This window comes from Nostoc sp., assembly GCF_036917375.1.
Lineage (GTDB): Bacteria > Cyanobacteriota > Cyanobacteriia > Cyanobacteriales > Nostocaceae > Nostoc.
In genome coordinates this window covers 40994-63952 of sequence record NZ_JBALDN010000042.1, presented here as the reverse complement: position 1 = coordinate 63952, position 22959 = coordinate 40994, and the positions used below count along the sequence as shown (strand labels likewise).

The 22959-nt window shown below is 40.6% G+C and carries 20 protein-coding genes; 9 read left to right on the top strand and 11 right to left on the bottom strand.

The genetic code is table 11. The features are described from left to right. The first annotated feature begins 118 nt into the window (after positions 1 to 118). From V7K45_RS10730 to V7K45_RS10720, 3 genes are all read left to right on the top strand, one after another. Complete coding sequence (locus V7K45_RS10730; RefSeq protein WP_335003135.1) at positions 119 to 1501, top strand: DUF2252 domain-containing protein; 1383 nt, start codon at positions 119 to 121, stop codon at positions 1499 to 1501. Between the two features lie 426 nt (positions 1502 to 1927). After that, entirely contained in the window at positions 1928 to 2476 is a 549-nt protein-coding gene (locus V7K45_RS10725; protein ID WP_335003132.1) for a Uma2 family endonuclease, read from the top strand. 184 nt (positions 2477 to 2660) lie between these two features. Next, positions 2661 to 4223 (top strand): ArnT family glycosyltransferase, encoded by a 1563-nt coding sequence (locus V7K45_RS10720; RefSeq protein WP_442941978.1) that lies wholly within the window; start codon positions 2661 to 2663, stop codon positions 4221 to 4223. A gap of 95 nt (positions 4224 to 4318) precedes the next feature. On the opposite strand, the gene V7K45_RS10715 is transcribed toward V7K45_RS10720, so the two are convergent. From V7K45_RS10715 to V7K45_RS10700, 4 genes are all read right to left on the bottom strand, one after another. After that, complete coding sequence (locus V7K45_RS10715) at positions 4319 to 6304, bottom strand: DMT family transporter (protein ID WP_335003130.1); 1986 nt, start codon at positions 6302 to 6304, stop codon at positions 4319 to 4321. A 45-nt stretch (positions 6305 to 6349) separates the two neighbouring features. After that, complete coding sequence (locus tag V7K45_RS10710) at positions 6350 to 7657, bottom strand: mannosyltransferase family protein (protein WP_335003128.1); 1308 nt, start codon at positions 7655 to 7657, stop codon at positions 6350 to 6352. 333 nt (positions 7658 to 7990) lie between these two features. Continuing rightward, positions 7991 to 8362 (bottom strand): hypothetical protein, encoded by a 372-nt coding sequence (locus V7K45_RS10705; protein ID WP_335003126.1) that lies wholly within the window; start codon positions 8360 to 8362, stop codon positions 7991 to 7993. A gap of 29 nt (positions 8363 to 8391) precedes the next feature. Further along, positions 8392 to 8592, bottom strand: coding sequence for a hypothetical protein (locus V7K45_RS10700; RefSeq protein WP_335003123.1), 201 nt, complete (start codon positions 8590 to 8592; stop codon positions 8392 to 8394). A 222-nt stretch (positions 8593 to 8814) separates the two neighbouring features. On the opposite strand from V7K45_RS10700, the gene dxr reads away from it, so the two are divergent. Together dxr and V7K45_RS10690 are read left to right on the top strand one after the other, a co-directional pair. Continuing rightward, on the top strand, positions 8815 to 10011 hold the full coding sequence (gene dxr, locus V7K45_RS10695) for a 1-deoxy-D-xylulose-5-phosphate reductoisomerase (RefSeq protein ID WP_335003121.1): 1197 nt from the start codon (positions 8815 to 8817) through the stop codon (positions 10009 to 10011). 443 nt (positions 10012 to 10454) lie between these two features. Further along, positions 10455 to 10652: a hypothetical protein gene (locus V7K45_RS10690; protein WP_118162507.1), complete on the top strand. Its 198-nt coding sequence runs from the start codon at positions 10455 to 10457 to the stop codon at positions 10650 to 10652. Between the two features lie 66 nt (positions 10653 to 10718). Here V7K45_RS10690 and V7K45_RS10685 read toward each other — a convergent pair whose 3' ends face one another. Then, positions 10719 to 11219: an acyl-CoA thioesterase gene (locus tag V7K45_RS10685; protein WP_335003116.1), complete on the bottom strand. Its 501-nt coding sequence runs from the start codon at positions 11217 to 11219 to the stop codon at positions 10719 to 10721. Between the two features lie 116 nt (positions 11220 to 11335). On the opposite strand from V7K45_RS10685, the gene V7K45_RS10680 reads away from it, so the two are divergent. Further along, a complete protein-coding gene (locus V7K45_RS10680) occupies positions 11336 to 13405 on the top strand; it encodes a CHAT domain-containing protein (RefSeq protein ID WP_335003114.1) in 2070 nt (689 codons plus the stop codon). A 394-nt stretch (positions 13406 to 13799) separates the two neighbouring features. Here V7K45_RS10680 and V7K45_RS10675 read toward each other — a convergent pair whose 3' ends face one another. The 3 genes from V7K45_RS10675 to V7K45_RS10665 all read right to left on the bottom strand — a co-directional run bounded on the left by V7K45_RS10675 (position 13800) and on the right by V7K45_RS10665 (position 17158). Beyond that, complete coding sequence (locus V7K45_RS10675) at positions 13800 to 14144, bottom strand: DUF1815 family protein (protein ID WP_094350113.1); 345 nt, start codon at positions 14142 to 14144, stop codon at positions 13800 to 13802. 1036 nt (positions 14145 to 15180) lie between these two features. Further along, positions 15181 to 15396 (bottom strand): DUF2839 domain-containing protein, encoded by a 216-nt coding sequence (locus V7K45_RS10670; protein ID WP_335003112.1) that lies wholly within the window; start codon positions 15394 to 15396, stop codon positions 15181 to 15183. Between the two features lie 166 nt (positions 15397 to 15562). After that, a complete protein-coding gene (locus V7K45_RS10665) occupies positions 15563 to 17158 on the bottom strand; it encodes an ATP-dependent DNA helicase (protein WP_335003110.1) in 1596 nt (531 codons plus the stop codon). Positions 17159 to 17311: 153 nt separating this feature from the next. Here V7K45_RS10665 and V7K45_RS10660 point away from each other — a divergent pair, with 153 nt between their 5' ends. Continuing rightward, the gene (locus V7K45_RS10660; protein WP_335003108.1) at positions 17312 to 18274 is read left to right on the top strand and encodes a M48 family metallopeptidase; all 963 of its coding nucleotides are present in this window, start codon (positions 17312 to 17314) and stop codon (positions 18272 to 18274) included. Positions 18275 to 18402: 128 nt separating this feature from the next. Here V7K45_RS10660 and V7K45_RS10655 read toward each other — a convergent pair whose 3' ends face one another. Both V7K45_RS10655 and V7K45_RS10650 read right to left on the bottom strand, forming a co-directional pair. Then, on the bottom strand, positions 18403 to 19263 hold the full coding sequence (locus V7K45_RS10655) for a CPBP family intramembrane glutamic endopeptidase (RefSeq protein ID WP_335003106.1): 861 nt from the start codon (positions 19261 to 19263) through the stop codon (positions 18403 to 18405). Between the two features lie 164 nt (positions 19264 to 19427). Beyond that, the gene (locus V7K45_RS10650) at positions 19428 to 19865 is read right to left on the bottom strand and encodes an AbrB family transcriptional regulator (RefSeq protein ID WP_335003104.1); all 438 of its coding nucleotides are present in this window, start codon (positions 19863 to 19865) and stop codon (positions 19428 to 19430) included. Positions 19866 to 20013: 148 nt separating this feature from the next. Here V7K45_RS10650 and V7K45_RS10645 point away from each other — a divergent pair, with 148 nt between their 5' ends. Then, positions 20014 to 20175 carry a hypothetical protein gene (locus V7K45_RS10645; RefSeq protein WP_335003102.1) on the top strand — a complete coding sequence of 54 codons (162 nt, stop codon included), beginning with the start codon at positions 20014 to 20016 and terminating at the stop codon, positions 20173 to 20175. A gap of 1161 nt (positions 20176 to 21336) precedes the next feature. Continuing rightward, on the top strand, positions 21337 to 22344 hold the full coding sequence (locus tag V7K45_RS10640; protein WP_335003356.1) for a succinate dehydrogenase/fumarate reductase iron-sulfur subunit: 1008 nt from the start codon (positions 21337 to 21339) through the stop codon (positions 22342 to 22344). A 57-nt stretch (positions 22345 to 22401) separates the two neighbouring features. Here V7K45_RS10640 and V7K45_RS10635 read toward each other — a convergent pair whose 3' ends face one another. Then, the gene (locus V7K45_RS10635) at positions 22402 to 22926 is read right to left on the bottom strand and encodes a TolB family protein (protein WP_335003100.1); all 525 of its coding nucleotides are present in this window, start codon (positions 22924 to 22926) and stop codon (positions 22402 to 22404) included. Positions 22927 to 22959 lie beyond the last annotated feature (33 nt).

The following is a 22959-nucleotide window of genomic DNA, read 5'->3' as shown; positions in this document are numbered from 1 at the left end:
AGTGAATAGTTGTTGCGTTGTGCTTTAAATTACTTTGTGAACTATGGCTCAAGGTGGTAAAAAACTGTTGTTGAATGATTCTCTCTACACAAGAGTTTTTTACGCCTCAGAAACTATCATGCCTAACCACATATCTGCAATCTTCGTATTTGTCTTAATTTTAATTTTGGGGTTTGCATCTCCAGTTGAAGCTGCAACTCCCCGTTCGACTTGGGTGGTGAATGAAATTTACCAATATAATCATCCCTTTGCTTCTCAATTGCCTCAAGAACTGGCAACGAAAATGCAAAAGATGACAGCGAAAGATAGCTTTTTCACCTTTTATCGGGGAACGGCTCACATTTTTTATCGTGATATGCAGACCTTACCAAGTTCAGGATTTGTAAACTCTTCAACCTCAGCCGTCTGGTTAGAAGGAGATATGCATCTGCAAAATCTTGGAAGGATAAGAGATAGCAAAGACAACAACGTTTTTGACACCACCGACTTTGATGAAGGCTATCTCGGCCCTTACGTTTGGGACTTGCGACGGATGGCAGTCTCCATTCTGTTGGTAGCTAAAGAGAATGGTTTTAATTCAACTGATGCTGAGGATGTTGTGCGAAATTTCTTGGATGCTTACCTCAATAAGATGAACGACTTTAAGGGAAGCAATGATGAACTGTCATACCGTTTAGAATCGAGCAATACGAGCGGTGTAGTCAAAGATTTGATTCAAAATGCATCAGATAAGAGCCGTTCTAAGCTTTTAAAAAAGTACACAGTGCTAAATAACAGTAACAATCGCGTCTTCAAGACAGCCTCAAAACTCCAGCCTATATCCAGCAGCACCTATTCTGATATTGCTGAGGCTATGAGCAGCTATATCGCCTCAATTCCTATCAGTAAGCGCTACAATGACAGTTACTATACTCTCAAAGATATTCGGCTTAAATTAAGCTCAGGTGTTGGTAGTCTTGGGAAGTACCGATATTACTTGCTGATTGAGGGGCCAAGTTCAGCAACCGACGACGATCGCATTTTAGAGATGAAGCAGGAAGGCAGTAGCGCAGTTGCGATCGCAGTTCCAGGTTTGCTGCCGAGTTCAGTCTACGGAAACCAAGAAGGGGCAAGGGTGACAATCACTACGAAAGCGATGTCATCCAATCTCGATCCCTTGGTTGGCTATACTACTGTCAGTAGCATCCCCTTTATGGTGCGTGAAAAATCACCCTACCAAGTGGACTTTGACTATAAGTTGTTAACCACCAAGTCAAAATTCATGGATGCGATGGGGTACGCAGGGAAGGTGGTTGCCAAAAACCATGCAATCTCCGATCGAGACTATGATGCTGCGATTATTCCTATCAGTGTTGACAAAGAAGTGACTGATATTGTGAGTGGTAATAAAGCTGTATTCAAAGACGAAATTTTTAACTTTGCAGTGGACTATGCAACTCAAGTCGAATATGACTACAGGAGTTTTCTAGATGCTTATAAACAAGGGGTAAAACTCTACTAGTAGTTCGCCAAGTGAACTTTGCGGGGTAAAGGGGAAGGGGGAAGGGGTAAAGGGTTTAAATTCCTTAACCTTTTCCCTTTTCCCTTTACCCAACCTCCACCTAGCATTTTTGGGTTGGCAGACTACTAGAAACATTCGACCTCTTGCAAAAGTCCCTAACACCCCACCCAACCCCTCCCTTAAAAAGGGCAGGGCTGTTTCATTCCACAAGGGATAAGAGTTTGTCAATATCATGAGAGAGAAATCTTTGAGCAGTAGTGATGGAAGTATGACCATTTTGGCGGAGTATGTTGAGAGCGATCGCCTTTTAACCCTCATCATCCAGCCTCAGAACTCAAAGGTTGCACTTCAGAGGTTAAAGAGTTGAGCCAGAAGTTTAGAATTTGAGTTACAAGAGATATAGCTTACTGGCAGAAGGGTTAGACGATGAGTGAAACTCAGACCCAGTTACCGACAGATACATGGATTTGTGCTTCTTGGCGGGAGTATGAGCAAGCGATCGCTAACTTGCTCAACGAGAAGGCAAAGAGTTACTACTATAAGGGGCACATGAGGCTGGAGATGCCACCAGTTAGTTTTGCTCATGGTAAAGACCATGTGATAATTATTTTTGCTGTAACTTTATTTGCGACCATTAAGGGGATTCTAGCGACAGGTTTAGACACAACCACCTTTCGTAAAACTGGTGTTCAGGACTGTCAGCCTGATGTAGCGTATTACCTAAGAGAACGTGCCCAAACTATCCCAGCTGGTACAGGAATTGTCAACCTCGATCGCTATCCTGCACCAGATTTAGTGATTGAGATTGCGAAAACATCTTTGCTGGATGACTTGGGTACAAAGCGATGTCTGGCGACAAGCCGCTTCGCGTCTACGCTCTACGAAGAATTAGGCGTTGCTGAATACTGGGTAGTGGATGTAGAAAATGCCCAAATCATCGCTTATGCGATCGCAGATCGAGAAAAGGAGGGTTGAACTTTGGCAGTTTGGAGCATTGTTAATTACTCACAACTTCCATCAGATTTACGATTGGATTCCGAGTATTATCAGCCTGAGTATCTATTTCAGGAGAAGAAAATCTCAAATCTTCATCCAAGATACTTACAAAATTTAGCAATGATTTCTGATGGAAATCATCTAACAATTAGTGAGGTTTGAGATGATTATCCCGATTTTAAATATGCGTCTATTCCGAGAAAAAGAATGGTTATTTAGCATACTGGTAATATCTCTATTTCTATGGCTGATATTTTTAGGAAACTCCCCTTTGCGAGATTGGGATGAAGGTACTGTGGCACAGGTTGCCCGTGAAATTTGGCGTGCCCCGCTTGGTTCAATGCATTGGCTTTACCCCACCTTGGGAGGACAACCTTATCATAATAAGCCACCCCTGATGCACTTGTTAATTGCTTGGACTTACTCGATTGGAGGTGTGAATGAGTGGACAACGCGTCTACCGGGTGCAGTATTAACTGCCTTGGGAGTGCCTTTGCTTTACTTGGTAGGATGTTTGCTTTTTAACCAAAGTTTACCAGCTCTGTTTAGCGCTTTAGTTTACCTGACGATGTTGCCTGTAGTGCGTCACGGAAGGCTAGCAATGCTAGATGGTACAACTATTACCTTTTTCTTGCTGCTGCTGTTTTGTTTGCTAAAAGCACGTCAGAATCGTCGATATGCTCTCGGTGTGGGATTTTGTCTAGGGTTAATCGCTCTCACGAAAGGAATGATAGTTTTGCCGCTAGGGGCGATCGCTTTTTTATTCCTGATTGCAGATCGGCAGTTTGCTTTATTAACAAGTCCCTATTTATTAGTGGGAATATTTTTAGGAAATGCACCTGCGATCGCTTGGTTTGTGGCTCAATGGCAACATTATGGCGAAACTTTCTTCCAAGTAAACTTTCAAACACAAACTTTCGATCGCCTGACACAATCTGTTGAAGGTCATAGTGGGCCACCTTGGTATTATTTAATTGAGTTAATTAAGTATAGTTTTCCTTGGCTACTATTTTTACCAGGAGGTTTTTATCTAGCTTGGAAAAAACGTCATACTACCTGGGGTCGCTTAATTCTTATTGGCACAATTATTTACTTAGCAGCTATCTCTTTAATGAGAACTAAACTGCCTTGGTATGTTATGCCTGTGTATCCATTTTTAGCTTTGGCAATTGGTGCTAAACTTAGCGAGATTTGGCAGTACGATCATTTTAAGGTGCGAAGTTTGACAATATTTATAGCTATTATTGCTATTGCTGGTTTAGGAGGTTTTGTTTACTTTATTCTTGCAAAGAAAGAGCCTATTTTAATAGTTATGAGCATTGTTTTGGCAATAAGTATGAGCATTGCAGCATGGCTAATTAGACAACGCGATCGCAACTTTATTCCAGTGTTATTTTCTGGAATGTACTTAGTTTTAGTACTGTTAATGAGTTCGCAATCATGGATCTGGGAATTAAATGAAGCTTTTCCAGTTAAACCAGTAGCACAATTAATTCGGGCAAATGTTTCAACAGGAACACAAATTTATACTTCTTTTGCTTATGGGCGTCCCAGTTTAGACTTTTACTGCGATTGTAAAGTAACTCCTGCAACTGTCCCAACTTTACAACAAATGTTATCTAATAAATCTTATTTGCTATTAGACAATGGGGCTTTGCAGCAAATCAATTTAATCGGTAGTAAAATTATGGGTTCGGCTCAAGGATTTACACTGATTTCACCATAACTTAAATATGTAAAATATTTTACTTTTTTCATCTGAATGAATTTATCCTTTAGAGACATATTCTCTAAAATTCAACTTTGGATAAATCAGCGCTGCTACGATCCTTCGTTTGTTACTTGAACAATGGATTGACTAGATTGGGCTAGATAGATACCCATTAAAACTACGGCAAAAGTCGCCCAGTCAAATAAACCTACTTGTTCTGCAAAAATAAACCAAGCAAAAATGGAAGCTAGAACTGGTTCTAAAAGAAGCGTGACGGCGACAACGCCTGAAGAGATTCTGCTAAGGCTATAAGCTAAAAGTCCCTGACCCAAAACTTGGCAAAAGAGAGCTTGGAAAATTATGAAAAACCAACCCATCCAGGAATAGGGGAATAGTCTATCTTCGAGGAATGGGAGGACTGGTAATAGAAACATGGTTGTCACTCCACATCGCCACAGCATGATAGTTGCAGTGCTAAATCTGGTTCGGAGTCTTTCTATCAGCAGCATACACGTAGCCATGAAAACCGCAGTTAGCAATGCTAATGCATCACCTAATATTTGATCGGTTGCAAATTGTACCTTATTGAGTTCAAATGCGATCGCTCCCCCCAAAGCGATGACTAGACCAATCACGAATCTATTGTCGAAACGCCGACCGAATAATAAATACCCAGCCAAAGCAACAAATAAAGAATTCAAATTGGACAGTAAAGCCACATTGGCAACACTAGTTTGACTCAGCGACCAAGCCCATAATAGAAGATAGGTTCCAGCCGAGGTTCCCATTGCCAACAATAGCCACACTTCTTGACTTGTAAAAAGCTTCTGTTTTATGGATTGGTTATCAAGTAAGGCAGGAGTAATACTGCCCCCTGCCTCCTGACTCCTGCCTCCTTCAATAGACTGTTGGTAGCGGAAAGCCTCAAGTCCATTCCACAAACCAAAGACAACTGTTGCAATCCAACTGCGATGAAATACTACAGCATTTGCACCAATTTCTTGTTGACACAATTTAGTCAAAGATGGTGCTAAGGATATGGGAATTAAGGCAAACAATAATGAAACAGTTCCTAATAAAGCTGGTGTTTCGGAGAATTGTTGCTTTAGTAATGACAGTTTAATCGTCATACTTTTAACGAAAGTGTTAACTATATTGTTGACTGATTCCTGGAACGGGTAATTAATAGCAGCTTGGCTAGATACGGCTAAGTATAAACCCATTAAAACTATAGTGAAACCTATCCAATTGGAGAAAGTTAATTTTTCTGAAAAAATTACCAGAGCGAAAATGCCGCTAAATACTGGCTCTAACAGATGCACCAAGGAGACAACCACAGAGGAAAATCTAGCAAGGCTATAGGTCAAAAGCCCATGACCTAAAACTTGGCAAACCAGCGCCAGAAAAATTACCCACACCCACCCACTGACTGTAGAGGGGAAAAGCCGATCTTGAGTAAACAAAAGTATAGGGAAGATTGCTAGAGCCGCGATCGCACAGATCCACAATTGAATTGTAGCTGGAGAAAATTTGGTTCGTAATTTTTCTACGATCAGCAGGTATGCACTCAATAAAACCGCCGAAACGATCGCAGCCAAGCTGCCTTGAACCTCATCTGTAGCAATTTGCAACTCCTCAAATTCAATAGCGATCGCTCCCCCAAGGGCGATGACCATACCAATCAGGAATTGCTTTTCAAAACCCTTACGAAATAGCAGCCATACCCCTAAACTAGTAAATATGGGAGCGAGATTATGCAACACACTAGAAATCGCAACACTAGTTTGAGTCAGCGACCAAGCCAACAAAACTAAAGTAGCAGCCCAAAGAATACCAGCACCTAGTAATAGCAACATATCCTGACTGGTGTAAGACTGCTGTTCTACAGGTTTATCTACGGAAAATCGTTGCCGTATTGCTTTGTATCCATGCCAGATCGAGAAGGCCACACTAGCAAGCCAAAAGCGATTAAATACAGTTGCACTGGGGCTGAGTTCAATTTCGCTCAATTTCATAAAAATAGAGCCAAAAGATATGGCACCTACACCTAGAAATAATGCAGCGATCGCTATCTTCGTTTGATTGGATACATTCATTAGGAAATTTAAATTCAATTTCTTAGCAATAATGGATCGAACCCTCTAACCAACCCAATGCTCTTGGGCAAATCCTACAGCTATTTTGGCTAATAGTGTCACAAAAGCGCCCAATATTAAATATCCTTGACGAGGATGGCGAGATAGCAGCACACCAATAGCTATATTCAAAGGCACAATACCGTAGGCAAGACGGCTTAAGGAGATAGTGCCTCCAGAAGCTAGCAACAAACCAATACCACAAAAGCCATAAATAACTGTAACTGGCGTCAGTTGGGTGTGTAAGCGCCACAACACATAGCCACCACCTAAGACCATGAACAAGTTGAGGAAGTTATTAATCCACTGTTCGCTTGCCAAAATCAACAAAAATAAGACTAAACCATAAAACCCATAAAATAATTTTACAGAACTAAAACGTTGACGGAAATGCCATAAAAGATAGCCACTAGAAACGATCGCGCCAAATAACAAGATATACCAGGGGTCTTGAATCGCACCAGAGGAGTTTTGAACCCAACCAAACTGCCAATTTTTACTGCCAACGGCAATTTGCATGAACATATTTAACCAACCCTGCCAATCAAATCCTAGAGTTGGTCGCCATCCCCGCTGTGCTTCGATAAAAGCTAAAGGGTCGCCAAAATAAATCGCACAATACAAACTGAATAGAAGTATGCCAATAGCAGTAGTGAAACTAGCTATATAGGCAACGGGTGGTCGGCGTTCTTTCCACGCTGCGATCGCCAAGGCTGGAATTAGTGCCATACCTGTAGGACGTGTTGCTGTCGCCATCGCGCCCCAAAAAGCAGTCCAGGCATACTGCTTTCGATCGAACGCCCATAAAGTCGCCGTACTCAAAAACAAATACAGCCCCTCTGTATAAATCACTCCTGTAAACATCGAAGCTGGATACAAAGAAAGCACAGCAGTTACCCAGTGTGCTGCATTGATGCCATAACAATCCTTGACCCAAAAGTACAAACAGTAAAGTGCTGCACAAAATGCCAAGTTATTGATTAATGTGCCTGCCAATTCAAAGGGTAAGCCCAACTCCATCAAAATCCAGATGCTTAAGGGAAACAGGGGAAAGAAGGCCAAATTATGTTGCTTGCCGTCATTCACAAATTCATAACCAGAAGTTGCGATCGCTCGATAATGGATACTATCCCAAGCATCAAAAACCCCCCAGCCAAAACGGGGCAAAAATTCCTCTACTGGTAATGATAGTTTTGGCGCAACCAGCAACATAGCAGTCCAGATGAATATTCGACTGGCAAGCCATATTGCTGCTGGAAACAGGAAATCATTTTTCCATAAAACTTTTTTTATAACTATCTGAACTTTGACCATAAGCTTGAGTGCTTCAACAAACTCCTTTATGCATCCTTTTACTTATGGCTGCAACACAGCAATTTATGAGTAATATTTTGCATATTAAATCCTCCACCAACATCATTAACAAACTGGACAAATCGGCAACTACTTGAAATTATTTCTTATTTGGTTACTTTTGCCAATTTTCTTGGAATTTATCATTAAAATATAGTATTTATAAATATAATTTTTGTCTAGTTATATAAAAATTTAGCAGATTGAAGACGTATTTTAAAAGCCAATGAAATAGTTTAGGACTTACGCATCATACAAAACGTATAAAATAATACTTACTATTAAACACCCTTATTATTCCTCAAGTATAGAAAGGGCTTTTAGCTCTTTTTGTATATATCCCCTAAGCTCATCTTCAGTATATTGAAATTGATTAATTCTTCCACTAAAAACAAGATTTAATCTTGCAACTTCTATTTGCTCCAGATGTACCCAATCCTCACCATCTAGAAATTCACTATCTAACTCATCCATAAATAAATCTACTGCTACTTTATTGGAGTATAGAAGTAGCTTTTCCTTATCTTTATTACTAAATTTTCCTTGTTGTAAAAATAGTTCTATAGCATTAACTCTCATATATTTACACAGAAAATTAATATCTATATAACCTGCATCTTCAATATCTATTTTGAATGGTTTTGGTCTTGGGTTCAATGCGGACATAATTACAACCCACTGCATAACCGACTTATTCATCCATAGCAGCGGAGTCGATAAAAAAAGCTAATAACATAGCTAAAAGGGAACTTAGCTTGGTAAGCTAATATTTCTGCAAGCTCATATTTTTTTAATTCATTTATAAACTGACTAAAGTAATCTATTAGACTAGAATAATTTGCATTACAGTACATTTCATCTAGGAGATTTATCATATCTTGTTGTTTATTTTTCATAGCAAATATTCATGCATTTTTTTACATTTATCTGTTATAAAACCTTGAAATTAACGGATTGAGGCTGGCGCAGGGAGGAAGGCAAGAGGAGATACAGACACGCCGGCACCTTCCTTGTGCCCCTCACTCCCCCCTGGTCAGTGTATCGATTATAGTAATTCCTGTTATTAAAGAGTCCCCGACAATTTATAGTGGGAGTTGTCTGTAAATCCTTAAGCAATTGTGAAAGCGATTACTCTTGTTGGTTCCACTGGTTCTATTGGTACTCAGACTTTAGATATTGTCACTCAGTACCCAAATCAGTTTCGGATTGTGGGATTGGCAGCTGGGAACAATGTAGAGATGTTGGCTGCTCAAATTCGGCAGTTTCGACCGGAAATAGCAGCCATTTGCTCAGAAGATAAATTACCAGCGCTCAAAGAAGCAATCATTGACCTCGATCCTCAACCGATTCTACTGGCAGGTGACACCGGGGTGATAGAAGTTGCCCGTTACGGCGATTCCCAAACCGTTGTTACTGGGATCGTTGGTTGTGCTGGTTTGCTACCGACGATCGCAGCGATTGAAGCTGGTAAAGATATTGCCTTAGCAAACAAAGAAACTCTGATTGCTGGCGGCCCTGTGGTTCTACCCCTAGTCGAAAAACATGGTGTAAAATTACTTCCTGCCGATTCCGAACATTCCGCAATCTTTCAATGCCTCCAAGGTGTTCCCAAAGATGGCTTACGGAAAATTTTGCTGACTGCATCTGGTGGGGCTTTCCGCGACTGGGATGTAGAAAAGTTAGCAGATGTAACCGTTGCTGATGCCTTGAAGCATCCTAATTGGTCGATGGGACGGAAAATCACAGTAGACTCTGCTACTTTGATGAATAAAGGGCTGGAAGTAATTGAGGCTCACTTCCTGTTTGGGTTGGATTATGACAATATCGAAATTGTCATTCATCCGCAGAGCATTATTCACTCACTGATTGAACTGCAAGATACTTCCGTTTTAGCCCAACTCGGTTGGCCAGATATGCGCTTACCCTTGCTGTATGCTCTATCTTGGCCCGATCGCATCTACACCGACTGGGAACGACTAGATTTAGTCAAAGCTGGAAATTTAACCTTCCGCGAACCAGATCACCAAAAGTATCCTTGTATGCAGTTGGCTTATGCTGTGGGTAAAGCTGGTGGTTCGATGCCAGCGGTGTTGAATGCCGCCAATGAGCAAGCTGTAGCTTTATTTTTAGATGAAAAAATTCGGTTTTTAGATATTCCTCGGTGTATCGAATGGGTGTGCGATCGCCATCAAAATGATAACCGTGCTAATCCCTCTTTAGATGACATTTTGGCAGCGGATAAATGGGCAAGGCAAGAAGTTTTAACAGCTACTGAAAAGTTAGAAACCCACTCGCGGATAATTTCTCTGCGATAAAAACCTTCAGTTCAGTTTGGACTGAGGATTAGAAATTGATGCCTAGTCCCCAATCTCTAATCCCCAGCCTCTTATCCAATTAATATGGAAATCATTCCACTTGATGGCAAAGACATACTCACCGAACTATAAAAAGTAAACCAATTAAAGATAGTCGGTGGCTTCCGGATCAGCCATAATTTTTATGTATATCTATAAATTGATATTCAAATAAAAATTAAAAAATTTACAAAAACTTTGCAAAAAATCAGCATAGCACATAAATAGTTATCTCATTTTTAGGTAAGATATCCCCAGGCTAATTATGATAAAAAACCATTTTAGTGAATATTAAAAATTGGTTTGATCGTCTTTTATACCAGTGATTCTTACCACAACAAAAGCTTACCCTTTCTGAATCGGCCCACTCTCAAATAAGGGCAATTATTAAGGAATTAATATATATGATTATTACGTTGATTATAGCTTGGATAGTCTTCATAATATTATGGAAGTTGCTGAAAGCAACCGTGAGCACTGCATTAACTCTTGCGGCAATCCTTGTTTTATTAAATATTAGTTTTGGCATTACTCCACAAGATATTTGGCATTACGTAACGCAGTTTGCTCAAAATCTGTCGCAGATCCAAACTGGAAAGTAAAAATATATACTTCACTTTTGCTAATGAAAGGTGAAGTATAAAATATTAAATGACAACCTTTCTTGGTCAATCATTATTTAATGCTGAAATCTTAGCTAAGGCATCCTTAAAACTCGGCGGCAACTGACGCATAATCTTGCCTCTTTCGCGATCTAAAGCCACTAATGTCACCTTAGCCGTGACGTATAATTGTTGCCCATCAGTTGAAACAATGGCATAATCCCAATTTATTCGTACACCTGTTACCTCAGCCATGCGGGTTTTTACCAGCACTGCCATACCCAATTGAAGTGAACGGTGATAGCGCACCGACAGTTCTACAACTGGTAAATCGCAGCCTATAGCAACTAAATCAGCAAATTCAATCCCTATAGATCGCAAACATTCAATCCGCGCTTCTTCCATCCAAGCTATATAGGAACCATGCCAGACAACACCTGCATAGTCAGTGTGGTGAGGTTGCACTCTCACAGGATACTCAAACCAATTCCCAAATTCATCAGTTGATGGATTATCAAGGGCGCTGGTTGGTGGCAATTTTGGTCGGCTGGGTTTTTCTTCTGACATCTTCAAATTTCTCAGTACCTATAAATTTTCCAAATTATTGAATAGCATAAAAATTAATTGCGTTGCCGGACTTCTTGATTTAATATTTACCTTCCGAGCATAGGGAGTGTTTTGTTATGCAGCCTAATCTCCGGCATGTGAGTGTTGTTACTTTATCTCTACTTAGCTTACTAGGTTTTGGGATGGTGTATCCAGACAATAACCAGGTAAATACAAATGCAAGATTGAGGTACGAATCTGGAGAAAAAGCTCAAGCTTTACCCAAGAATAATCAACTCTCAGAAATTGCAAGGCTCAACGAAGAAGCTATCAAAGAATCTCGGCAAGGTCAATTGAAAGAAGCGTTACAGAAATTACAGAAAGCATTAGCCATCAGTAGAGACTTTGGAGAGCGCTCTTGGGAAGCGTTAACATTCAACAATATTGGCAGAATCTACCAAAGTCAAAAAAAGTATTCTGAAGCACTTCAATCCTATCAGCAAGCCTTATTGATTAACAAAGAACTTGGGGATCTGGTTCGACTTGGCAAAACTTACAGTAACATAGGTTACTTATTCGATATCCAAAACCAGCCAGAGTTAGCAATTTTTTTCTATAAGCATTGTTTGATTAATCGTGAGAAAGCTCGCTTGAATCCATCAGCACTGAGTGCGCCGCAACCAAATGCTTACAGCATAACTGTTAGCCAGACATATCGTATTTTGGGTGAACAATTGTTGAAACAGGAACGTGTTGCTGAAGCACAAAGGACAATGGATTTACTCAAAGTTGAAGAACTAGAGGAATATCTCCAGAATGTGCCAGGTAATCAACGTACTGTCAAAGGTATTAATATAGCGGCAACAGAAAAACCAATAAAACAAAAGTTGGATCAAAGTGTGGATAATGCTGTTGTGCTGGGTAAAGAATTAACAACACTACGGAAAATTTCCCCCCAACAGCGATCGCTCGAACAGAAACAACGCATCGAGCAATTAGTCTTAAATCAACAGCAACTTCTAGATGGATTTAACCAATTTATCAATAGTCCTTCAGTGAAAGCACAGGTAGAGCAAATTAGCCGTACAGCTAGGCGGCAAAATTTGGATTTGGAAAGTCTCAACGAACTTCGAGATAATTTGGCGCGATTACCGCAAAAATCGGCACTACTCTACCCACTGATTTTAAAAGATAGTTTGGAATTGGTCTTGGTAACTCCTGAATCCCCACCAATTCATCGCACCGTTGCTGTCAAGCGCGAAAACCTCTATCAAACAATTGATGCTTTCCGCCAAGCTTTAATTAATCCCAGTCGAAATATCAAAGCACCTGCACGCCAATTGTATGACTGGCTAATTAAACCGATAGAGAAAGACTTGAAGCTATCTGGTACGCAAACTCTGATTTACGCTCCAGACGATCGCTTACGCTACATTCCTTTAACTGCTTTATATGATGGCAAACAATGGCTAGTGCAGCGCTTCAATGTAAATCACATTACATCTGCTAGTCTGACTAACTTAAACACCCCAAAACAATCTACTTTGCGGGTTTTAGCGGGTGCTTTTACTAAAGGTAATTATCAAATTAAAGTTGGTAATCGACAGGTTGCTTTTGCTGGCTTACCCTTTGCAACGCGGGAGGTGGAAAGTCTAGCAGCAGCGGTTCCTGAAACTACGAAGCTTTTAGACGATGCCTTTACTCCCAGAGTCGCTGTACCCCAAATGGATGATTATACAATTGTCCATTTAGCGACTCATGCAGCCTTTGTGGTGGGTAAACCAGAAGATTCGTTTATTTTATTCGGGAATGGCGATCGCGTTAATTTTAGAAATGTCGCCACTTGGTCACTCCCCAATGTAGATTTGGTAGTATTAAGCGCCTGTGAAACCGGCTTAGGAGGCAAGTTAGGTAACGGTGAGGAAATTTTGGGCTTTGGCTATCAGATGCAACAAACCGGTGCTAGAGCCGCGATCGCCTCTTTATGGTCTGTAGATGATGGTGGTACGCAAGCACTCATGAGTGCTTTTTATGGTATCCTCTCTACTGAAAAGCTGACTAAAACTGAAGCTTTACGCCAAGCTCAAATCTCATTAATTACTGGAAACTGGAAGGAAATAAGTCATAATGCACCCGTAGCAGCAGTTAATGACTTTAGTCATCCGTACTATTGGGCACCCTTTATTTTAATTGGCAATGGACTTTAGATATTCGCGCAGTATCTCGTAGAGAAGTTATCGCGTTTTGATGAAATTATGGCAAAAAAGCAGCACTCAACTAATACCATTTTCAAAAATGATTGCGACAGATGGATTCACACCAAGCCAGAAGCATCAAGGCAATTCCCAATCCAAAATCTAAAATCCAAAATCTAAAATGTTATGACCTCTGACTTTGCTGTGCTTTAACACCTTCTAGCTAGAGGCTGAAAATCAAGATTGTGAGATTTTGGCAGATACAAAAAAATACGCGATGGGCTAGCCATAGCCAATCACTTCATGATAATGGATAAATAGGTAAGCGCGATCGCTAACTAAGCCAGTGTCACCGATTAACAGTTACCGATAAGCAATTTCTAATTTGCTATCGACCTCTGAAATCTTAATACTTCTTGGCAAGAGTTTTAGAGCCTGTATCACTTTGCATAGATTGCTTGACAAGATCGGCCAATTCATCTAGTTGGCTAATTGCCTCTGCACCCTCTAGCTTCATTAATTCGCGGTCATCCCGCATTTCCGTCCAAGTAATGCCGTAATCGGACACTAAAAATCGAATCAGATGGTTATCGCCCAAGCTAACCATAAATGATGCACTATTCATTTGATCGCCACAGGTATAGCAAGATGCGGGATACCCACGCCGCTCTAATACAATCGCCAAGGCTTGCAGGTTCATTACTAAGTCTTGGACGAATTGTCGATGTTGATGTGCTAGTCTCAGAAACACTTTTGTCCTCCAGACACCACAGTAATTTGAGTTTCTTTTATATTTTCTTTAGATTTTCTCACCCATTGGTATTGTAAACTATTCATTACAATTACCAGACAGATGATATTGAGTCGTAAATTGACTACTTTGTTTAGGGTAGTGGATCGGGATTTTGAGGGCCGTATCAAACTATTCAGTTTGCAAATTCAAAATCTCGGACAGAATTGCTAAATTTAACTATATCTTTATACATTCCTGTCAGGGTAGATTCTTAGAGCAAGAGATCCGCTTTAAGAGTAACTTAAATTTAGCACTAGTCAACTACAGAAAAGCTACATATTTGATTTTTATTGGCTATGTGCAGTCAAATACACTGTTATTAAACGCTATAATGTAGTTTTTCATCGTTATACTGTCTCTTGCTTAGATGTTTAATCTGTTTTGTTTTTAACGTAGATTTTGGTATAGACAAATGATTACTTATACCAAATTCCTTCCTCCTATATAGATAAAGTTAAGCAGATGACAGTGCGAATTATAGCTTAAGTAGTTACAAAAGCATAAATGCAATAGTTTATACAATAATGCCGTATATAGTAGAGAAGTGTGAGTGTAGAATCCACAATGAATGGGAAAACTTAACACTGACAATATCTAAACTCAGCAGAGCAATGTTGCCATTTAGGCAATATTTCCAATTATTTTTGGATTATTTTCAAAAACTTGCACAAACCAAAGCACGATAATTTAGAAGGATTCTTATCTTAATTTGGTTTTGCCCAATTTAATGCATATATAATATATTTCGATTATCTATCCAAAATGAGTAATTATTTTTTATTAATAACTCAGTTAACTAATTCGTAATTCGTCATAATGCTTTTTATTAAGAGACTACGCCTAGCTTGCTTTCCCACAGGGTACGCAAACTCTCCACCGTTGCGCTAACGTAATTCATAATTATTGACGAGACACTTGGGCATTATTGTCTTTTTTAGCAATCTTGAATTAGTTGGAGTCTAGATATCCAACTAATTCAATTATGAATTAAGAATTAAGAGACTACTTGCCACCACCCGAAAGCTGGGCCGATAAAACGGATTGTTGCCCATCCTACAATCATCAGACCAATGCCTATCCAAGCACCACGAGTAGTCCAAGTGACAAATTGTTCGCCTTGAGTTTTTGTAATTGGAACCCAAGATAAGATCCGAGTCTCTTTACCGTATGTTTCCCCTAGTGTGGTTTTACGACGTTTTGCTTCACCCATAATCAGCAACTCAAATTTTACTTAGGTTCTAAATTTATTTTGCCAGGAATCATGCCTACAGAAAGGCGATGAATCGCATCACCTTCTATAAGCTGATAATAATGCTTGCTTTTAGGCGATCGCGCTTTGGTTGACAAAATTTAAATTGGGCACTGGTAACTGAACTTTAGGCAGAATTTTCCTCCTCGGTATTGGAAAACAAGCTGGGATCGAGATAGTTGATGCGTGCCAGAGGACTTAAAGCTGCGAGAATTTGAGCGCCGTAGCTGCGGTTAACAACACGACTATCAAGCAACGCCACAATTCCTTGACTTTCTCGGACTGGAGCGATCGCTCGTTGTAATTCATTTAAAGCTGCTGGCAACAAGTATAAACGGAACCAATCTTGATGCGATCGCTTATAAAGAGCTACCCTACCAGCTACCAAAGGATTTTCCAAAGATGGTAGGGGCAACGTCGCAATGATTAACAGATGGGGTGCTGGCAGGACTCGTTGATGTTCTCGCCAAAATTCCCAACCGCTAATCAAAATACCATTTTCATCTAAACAAGTTTTTTCTACTTGCACCCGCGAACCAAACTCTGAAGCCAGAATTGCCGCCACTTGAGCCTTTAGTGGTACATCTCCCACCAAGACAACCGTTAATCCTGGTGCTGTCGCACTTAGACAAACTAGTGTGCGGACTTTGTGAATAAAGGCCGCTTGAAATTCTGGCGTGTTGGGTAGAGGCAACTTATAAGGTACATACAGTTGAATTGCTTCCGCTTGACTCTCCGAAGAGAACTTCAGGCAAGTTAAATCTTCTAAACCTAAGCGCTGGCGAAAAAGGGGAGCCTCAGTTTCCGGTTCGAGAGCGCTGCCAATTAAAACTACTGGTTGTCGCTGCCAAATCGGCGAGAGTATTTCCCCTAATTCCATTGGGGCGTAGTGCAAAGAAAATAAACCTTGTCGATGGGCAATAGTCGCCCAGAAGAGAGGAGGGGGAGATAAGGGAGCAGGGGAGGCAGGGGGAGATGAGGGAGCAGGAGAAAAAAGATTTTCGTTGAGAGTTTGAAATTGTTGCCAGAAGTGTTTCCAAGGTTCTGGCAGTGCTTGTACTGACTCTAAAGCAGAATAGAGACGGCTTAAAATTTCTATTTCTGGCTGGGAAATTAGATAGCACTGATATGGATTAGCAGGATGCTGAAAAAGTTCGTGTGTTAGTTGTATCCGTACTTCACGAATTGTCTCAGCTTGGTTAGGACAAGCCAGTATGAGTTGATCCCAATCATCGGGTTGAATATCTTGGGTAAGTTGATGACGCACCCAATCTTCGAGATCGTCTACCCCATCAATAATTGTGGGGATGCCTTGGGGAAAGGGTGAGCCACCAGTCAATTGTCCTTTTAACCAAGCTTCTGGGGAGGTCAAAAGTAGCCCTTGGAACTCAGCATCAGGCCAAGCATCACCTGTCCTAATCGATTTATTAGTTGGTAGCCACTGCTGTAGACGGGGAATTTCCACCCGCAGCATAAGTTGCTGCACTGTTTCTTGAGCAACAATAATTACAGGGCCATGCCACATCAGGGCTGATGCTACAAAACTAGTACGATACCGCCCTTGATAGCCACTAACTGCCCCTACTTGAATTAGGGCGCTACGTCCCAGGCGCAAGGCGCGTGCTACCAACCGTGCCATCGTCAAATGATGGGGCCAGGAAGGGAACCCCGCTTGCGATCGCAAAAAGTTATGTAGTGACAAATGAACTTCTGCCTCAATCACACGCTTTCAATTCCATACAAAGTGATTTTTACTTCCAATTGCCCCATTTCTATTATCTTGTCATTTGTCATTTGTCTTTTGTCCTTTGCTAATGACCAATGACCAATGACCAATGACTAATGACCAATGACCAATCATCCAATACCCTAAATTATGCCAACTTACACAGGAATTTCCAGCGAAGCCTTCAGGCATCCACTAGATCGCCAAGCCGAGCAAGCTTTACGAAATTTGCCAGGATTTGATTTAATCGCTCGTAAATTTGTGGAATTTATCTACGAACGCCCTCAATTAGTCTATCTAATGGGTAACAGCATCCAAGTCGGGCCGCGTCAATATTCCACTATTTACCAGATGTTTCGGGAATGCGTCCGAGATTTGGACATTTACCCAGAACCAACACTGTTTGTCTCGCAAAATCCCCAAGTAAATAGCTATGCCTTGGGGCAAGAAAATCCTTACATAGTCATAAATACAGGGATACTAGACTTACTAGACGAAGCCGAGATTCGGACGGTGCTAGCCCACGAACTGGGGCATATTAAATGTGGTCATACTATTTTAATTCAAATGGCGATGTGGGCGATGAGTGCTGCTTCGGCATTGGGAGAATTGACCTTCGGCATCGGTAATATTGTTACCCAAGGCTTGATTTACGCCTTTTTTGAATGGCGGCGCAAAGCCGAGTTATCATCAGATCGCGCTGCACTACTAGTGATGGATGACTTGAATCCTGTGATGTCAACGATGATGAAACTCTCTGGTGGTAGTAACAAATATGCCAATGAATGTAGTTTACAAGAGTTTATCAAGCAGTCAGAAAATTATCAGGCACTGGATGAGGATGGACTGAATCAGATATATAAATTCTTGATCTACAATGGCGCTCAGGGTATGATGTTGAGTCATCCTTTCCCTGTTGAACGCTTACATTACTTACGATCCTGGGCTGTATCCGAAGAATATCAGCAAATTCGCCGAGGAAATTATCAGCGATCGCCTGCTTCCGGATCGGTAAATGTTTCAGCAGAATCTTCCGAAAATCAAACAGAAATTTTACGCCGCCAAATTGAAGAATTACAACGAGAAATTGACAGAATCAAAAGGTCTGAGTAGTTTCGAGTACTAAAGAAAGATTAGTAGGGTGGAATAGTGCCTGCTAAATCGTTGGATTTAGTTCCCCGATTTCTTCGAGAAGTCGGGGATCTGCGTTTACAGACATTATCTATGGGAAATTAAAATACTTAAGAGTTGAACCAGATAATTACCCCAGTTCCCAATACACAAATAATTCCCGCCAAGCCAGCTAGGGGTTTTTTATTTTTACCTGTAAACCAGTCAGAGACAATACCAGTGTAAGTAATTAGTTCTGCTGTATCTATGGTAGCGATCGCCCATACCCATCCTGCGTGCAATCCCCAAGCTAAACCCAAATTACCACTTGTAGCAAACCGTGCTAACACCAACACCATTCCCATCAGCCACAATCCAGGAAGTTGGGGTGCGGTTTCGCGTTGCTCCCAAACCAGGTGTAACAAGGCAAAAATCAAGCTAGAAATTGCTGCTGCCAACCAAACTGGGTAATCCTGTGCTAATTCTGTGAACAGGAAACCGCGAAAAACTAACTCTTCTATACCACCGACTAATAACGCTATCAAGAAAATCGGTAGCAATATGGGTAGTAGTAACTTGAAATTAGACTTTTCAAAAGAACACCAACCTAATCCGAATTGCCCACCAAATACAATAGCTAGACTCAGCACTCCCAAACCAAAACCTAGTGCTAAAAAACCAAGAGTTGAAAGATTGCCAACAAAGCCGTAATCTGAAAAAGATTTATTAGTCAACCAAACAACTCCCCACAAGATCGGGGGAGCTAATAGGTAAAGTGACACCAATAACGGCATTTTTTGCTCTGGCTGTAAAGGTTTAGGAGGTTGCCAATTAAGCAATATTGCTGATACTGTTGCTACTGGCAACCAGCAAACTATCCAACAAACAAAAAATGCCGTCACTATAACTAGTGACGGTGCATTTTCTATAAATGCCAGTAAGGCGTTGACCGAAGACTCAAAGAAAGTTATCAAAATAAACAAAAAAAACACGATAGACTTCTTGCATTATAGATTTCTTGCTGATTAATCAAGACTCTACTAAATTTGGTGACTTTTGCAAGGGGTCTGATCGTATTTTTTACCTAGCTACCAGTTTGCTGTTGGGGTAAGGACAAGTTATCATCACCTGAAACTTATCCTTACCATCAGCAAATTTACTCTTCGTCTTCTAAATCTTCGTCTGATTCCTCAGAATCTATGTCTTGTGAGGTTAGTTTTTTATCGCTTTCACCTAGTTGAATCAGGTGAATATGTTTGTATCCCAGCCTAATTTCAAACTCATCTCCAGCCTTCAAGCCCATTGCTTTGGTATATGTAGCACCAATTACAATCTGACCATTTTGATGGACACTAACCCGATATGTCGGTTCACGACCGCGGCCATCTTTAGGTGCTTCTGGACTTAGAGGAATTCCTCTAGCAGATAGCAAAGCGTCATAAAAATCGGTGAGATTGACCCGAACTTGATTATTCTTAGTAACAGTGTAATAGCCGCACTGTTTAGCTCTTTCTCGGCGTGGTAATGTGGAAAGTTCTTTTACTTTAGCAAGTAGTGCTTTTCCAGTTAATGGCGCGGTTGCAGTTTCAGTCATTATGCTCAAATTTTCCTTACTCTCTCCAAACTGATAAACTATGTAGTCTCATGCCAGCATTTAATTTTTTAGCATTCGCATAGAGCTACTGAAGACCCTAGTGTAACGGGTGAATTCCTGCCGATAGGAGCCAAAAGCACTTCTATATATGGTTGTCTACAACCAACTAGAGGCCATAGTTGCCACAGACATTAATTTTGGTGATGTTACGGCACTTTTAACCATTATTCGCCATCAGAAAGAAAACTATTTTCTTTTTTGGCGCTACTGTAGCGGTGTAACTTTCAGCCACCTTTACAAATGGGGTTAGGTTCTACTGCAAATAAATCGTAGACCTAAAAAATTGCAGGTTTTTCACTTTCAGTGCTTGCCTTTCTTGCTAAAGCGCAAGTAGAGTTTTCTCCACTCGTCTTTTCAAGCTTAGGACAGCATAGTATTTCAATAGAGTCCTACGGGCATACACCCTTTTGTCCTACCAGTAGAGACGCGATTTTTCTTGTCTCTACATTACGAATCAACAAAGCAGTAGTAACCGCGCTGATACGGCTATTGATTCTGGTTTTGCTACTTCGTAATTTTATATTAAATACTAGCATGGACTAATAATAGCAAAATAGTTGTTTAATTTTGAATTAAAGTTGCTGGTAAATTTTTATTTAAATTCCTGGACTTGAAAGTTGAAAAAAGCAGTGACGATTTTCTTAACCCTTTATTGCAAGCGCGAGCATTGCTATCTAGCTTTTATAAAAATTTATATAATTGATACGAGCAGTTTTGACCAATGAGTTCAATCCCATATTTTGTTGATTGAGAGCAAGCCAAAAAGCGAAAAGTCTCGCACATCCGCGTTTCGCGGCGCTCTAACTTTTCTTTGAAAGTGGTGAGGTTTTTTCCTCGGTTTATTATCTTCAGGTCAAAAGCGGTTAAAGGATTTTGCACGTCTGTCTATAGGAAGAACAAATCTCTTAACATCTGCCTAGTGCTTGATTGCCACTACTATATATTAAACATGAGCTTTCAGACTTCTATATAATCAAAAAATTACCTCAAGTGGTAGCGAAGGCGGAATTTTACTGTCAGGACTGCTTGACTCAAGTTGACATCAAGACATGTTGCTAACTTCATATGTATTTCATTTGGATACGATCGCTAGGTCAAAGATCAACTTAAGTTACTTTTTAAGCAAACTCTCTTTCCTTTACATTGCCAAATAGGTAAATTCAATGCAAAGCTGCGATTACATTTTTGGCGTTTTAACTCAGAATTTGACAAAAATCTTGCCTACAACGCTACTACAAGTAAAATTTTAATGGTTATCCTTAAACTAGAATCAGTCGCCCTTTAATCGTCAGCCTATTAACACCAGGGTTTGAATTAGGGGCAAAAAGTATAACTCACTTTTCGCTACTACCTGCTTTGACTCATGATTGTTGAGGCTGGTGAAGTAATTTTAAAATTTTGGTTAGTAGTTATGGAAGTTATTTTTAAGGTCATTCGACAGCAACAAAATTCCTCCCCTGTTGTGCAAACCTATCTTGTGGAGGCCGAACCAGGTAATACAATCTTGGATTGCCTCAATCAGATTAAGTGGGAGCAAGATGGAACTTTGGCATTTCGCAAAAATTGCCGCAATACTATTTGTGGTAGCTGTGCTATGCGAATTAATGGGCGTTCGGCTTTAGCTTGTAAGGAAAATGTTGGGAGCGAACTTGCCAGATTACAACAAATACCATCATCCCAAAGTAAAGTAAATGCTATTGGTGAAATCACGATCGCGCCTCTTGGCAATATGCCCGTGATTAAAGATTTGGTTGTAGATATGAGCAGCTTTTGGAATAATCTAGAGGCAGTTGCCCCTTATGTGAGTACGGCAGCACGACAAGTACCAGAAAGAGAGTTTTTGCAAACACCACAAGAGCGATCGCGCCTCGATCAAACTGGTAACTGTATTATGTGCGGTGCTTGTTACTCTGAATGTAACGCTCGTGAAGTTAACCCAGACTTTGTAGGCCCTCATGCCCTTGCTAAAGCTTACCGAATGGTAGCAGACTCCCGCGATAGCGATACCGAAAATCGTTTAGCAAGCTATAACGAAGGCACTAAAGGCGTATGGGGTTGCACCCGTTGTTTGTACTGCGATTCTGTTTGTCCAATGGAAGTTGCACCATTAGAACAAATCACCAAAGTTAAACAAGAAATTCTCACCCAGAAACAAACCAGTGATAGTCGTTCAATTCGTCACCGGAAAGTATTGATAGATTTAGTTAAAGAAGGTGGTTGGATTGATGAACGTCAATTTGGTTTACAAGTAGTTGGTAACTACTTTCGGGATTTAAAAGGATTACTCAGTCTTGCACCCCTCGGCTTGCGGATGATCCTCCGAGGTAAGTTTCCCCTATCATTTGAATCTTCTGAGGGGACGGAACAAGTGCGATCGCTCATTGAATCTGTTCAACAGGTGGAAGGAAATAGGGAATAGGGCATTGGGCATTGGGGGAATTATTATTTTCTTTCCCCAGTCCCCAGTTCTCATTCTTCAACGTGGCTCTTGAGGTATATTCAATGGCTGTCCATAGCGGTCATATACTAAAATATCCCATTGCCCGTTGTTACTGGATTCAAAAGCAATCCTGCTACCATCAGCGCTAATTGTAGGGTTGCGGACTTCCGCTTGCAGGTTATTGGTCAAATTCCGCGATTGGCGTGTTTCTCGGTCGTAGAGAAAAATAGCCGATCGCCCCTGACGACTAGCCGCAAACACAATATAACGACCATCTTGTGAAACACTAGGATGATTTGCGATCGCATCAAAGGAATTTAAACCTGGCAAATCAACCAAATCACGATTTACCGTATCAAACATATAAACATCTTGGCTACCGCGTCGGTCAGTAATAAAAACAATGTATCTCCCAGAAATTTCGGGGTTTAATTCCGACGCTAAACTATTGAGACTCCGACCCCCCGGATCAAATGGATAACTCAAAATACGAGGGTAGCCAAAACATCCAGTCAATAAACTTAAACAGAAAAATACAGGTATAAAAAAAACACGTTTCATATAATTAGTCATTAGTAATTAGTCAATAGTCTC

Excerpts from the sequence above, each read along its gene's own strand:
- V7K45_RS10730 (WP_335003135.1), top strand. The coding sequence starts at position 119 with ATGCCTAACCACATATCTGCAATCTTCGTATTTGTCTTAATTTTAATT.
- V7K45_RS10725 (WP_335003132.1), top strand. The coding sequence starts at position 1,928 with ATGAGTGAAACTCAGACCCAGTTACCGACAGATACATGGATTTGTGCT.
- V7K45_RS10720 (WP_442941978.1), top strand. The coding sequence starts at position 2,661 with ATGATTATCCCGATTTTAAATATGCGTCTATTCCGAGAAAAAGAATGG.
- V7K45_RS10715 (WP_335003130.1), bottom strand. The coding sequence starts at position 6,304 with ATGAATGTATCCAATCAAACGAAGATAGCGATCGCTGCATTATTTCTA.
- V7K45_RS10710 (WP_335003128.1), bottom strand. The coding sequence starts at position 7,657 with ATGGTCAAAGTTCAGATAGTTATAAAAAAAGTTTTATGGAAAAATGAT.
- V7K45_RS10705 (WP_335003126.1), bottom strand. The coding sequence starts at position 8,362 with ATGTCCGCATTGAACCCAAGACCAAAACCATTCAAAATAGATATTGAA.
- V7K45_RS10700 (WP_335003123.1), bottom strand. The coding sequence starts at position 8,592 with ATGAAAAATAAACAACAAGATATGATAAATCTCCTAGATGAAATGTAC.
- V7K45_RS10690 (WP_118162507.1), top strand. The coding sequence starts at position 10,455 with ATGATTATTACGTTGATTATAGCTTGGATAGTCTTCATAATATTATGG.
- V7K45_RS10685 (WP_335003116.1), bottom strand. The coding sequence starts at position 11,219 with ATGTCAGAAGAAAAACCCAGCCGACCAAAATTGCCACCAACCAGCGCC.
- V7K45_RS10680 (WP_335003114.1), top strand. The coding sequence starts at position 11,336 with ATGCAGCCTAATCTCCGGCATGTGAGTGTTGTTACTTTATCTCTACTT.
- V7K45_RS10670 (WP_335003112.1), bottom strand. The coding sequence starts at position 15,396 with ATGGGTGAAGCAAAACGTCGTAAAACCACACTAGGGGAAACATACGGT.
- V7K45_RS10660 (WP_335003108.1), top strand. The coding sequence starts at position 17,312 with ATGCCAACTTACACAGGAATTTCCAGCGAAGCCTTCAGGCATCCACTA.
- V7K45_RS10650 (WP_335003104.1), bottom strand. The coding sequence starts at position 19,865 with ATGACTGAAACTGCAACCGCGCCATTAACTGGAAAAGCACTACTTGCT.
- V7K45_RS10645 (WP_335003102.1), top strand. The coding sequence starts at position 20,014 with ATGGTTGTCTACAACCAACTAGAGGCCATAGTTGCCACAGACATTAAT.
- V7K45_RS10640 (WP_335003356.1), top strand. The coding sequence starts at position 21,337 with ATGGAAGTTATTTTTAAGGTCATTCGACAGCAACAAAATTCCTCCCCT.
- V7K45_RS10635 (WP_335003100.1), bottom strand. The coding sequence starts at position 22,926 with ATGAAACGTGTTTTTTTTATACCTGTATTTTTCTGTTTAAGTTTATTG.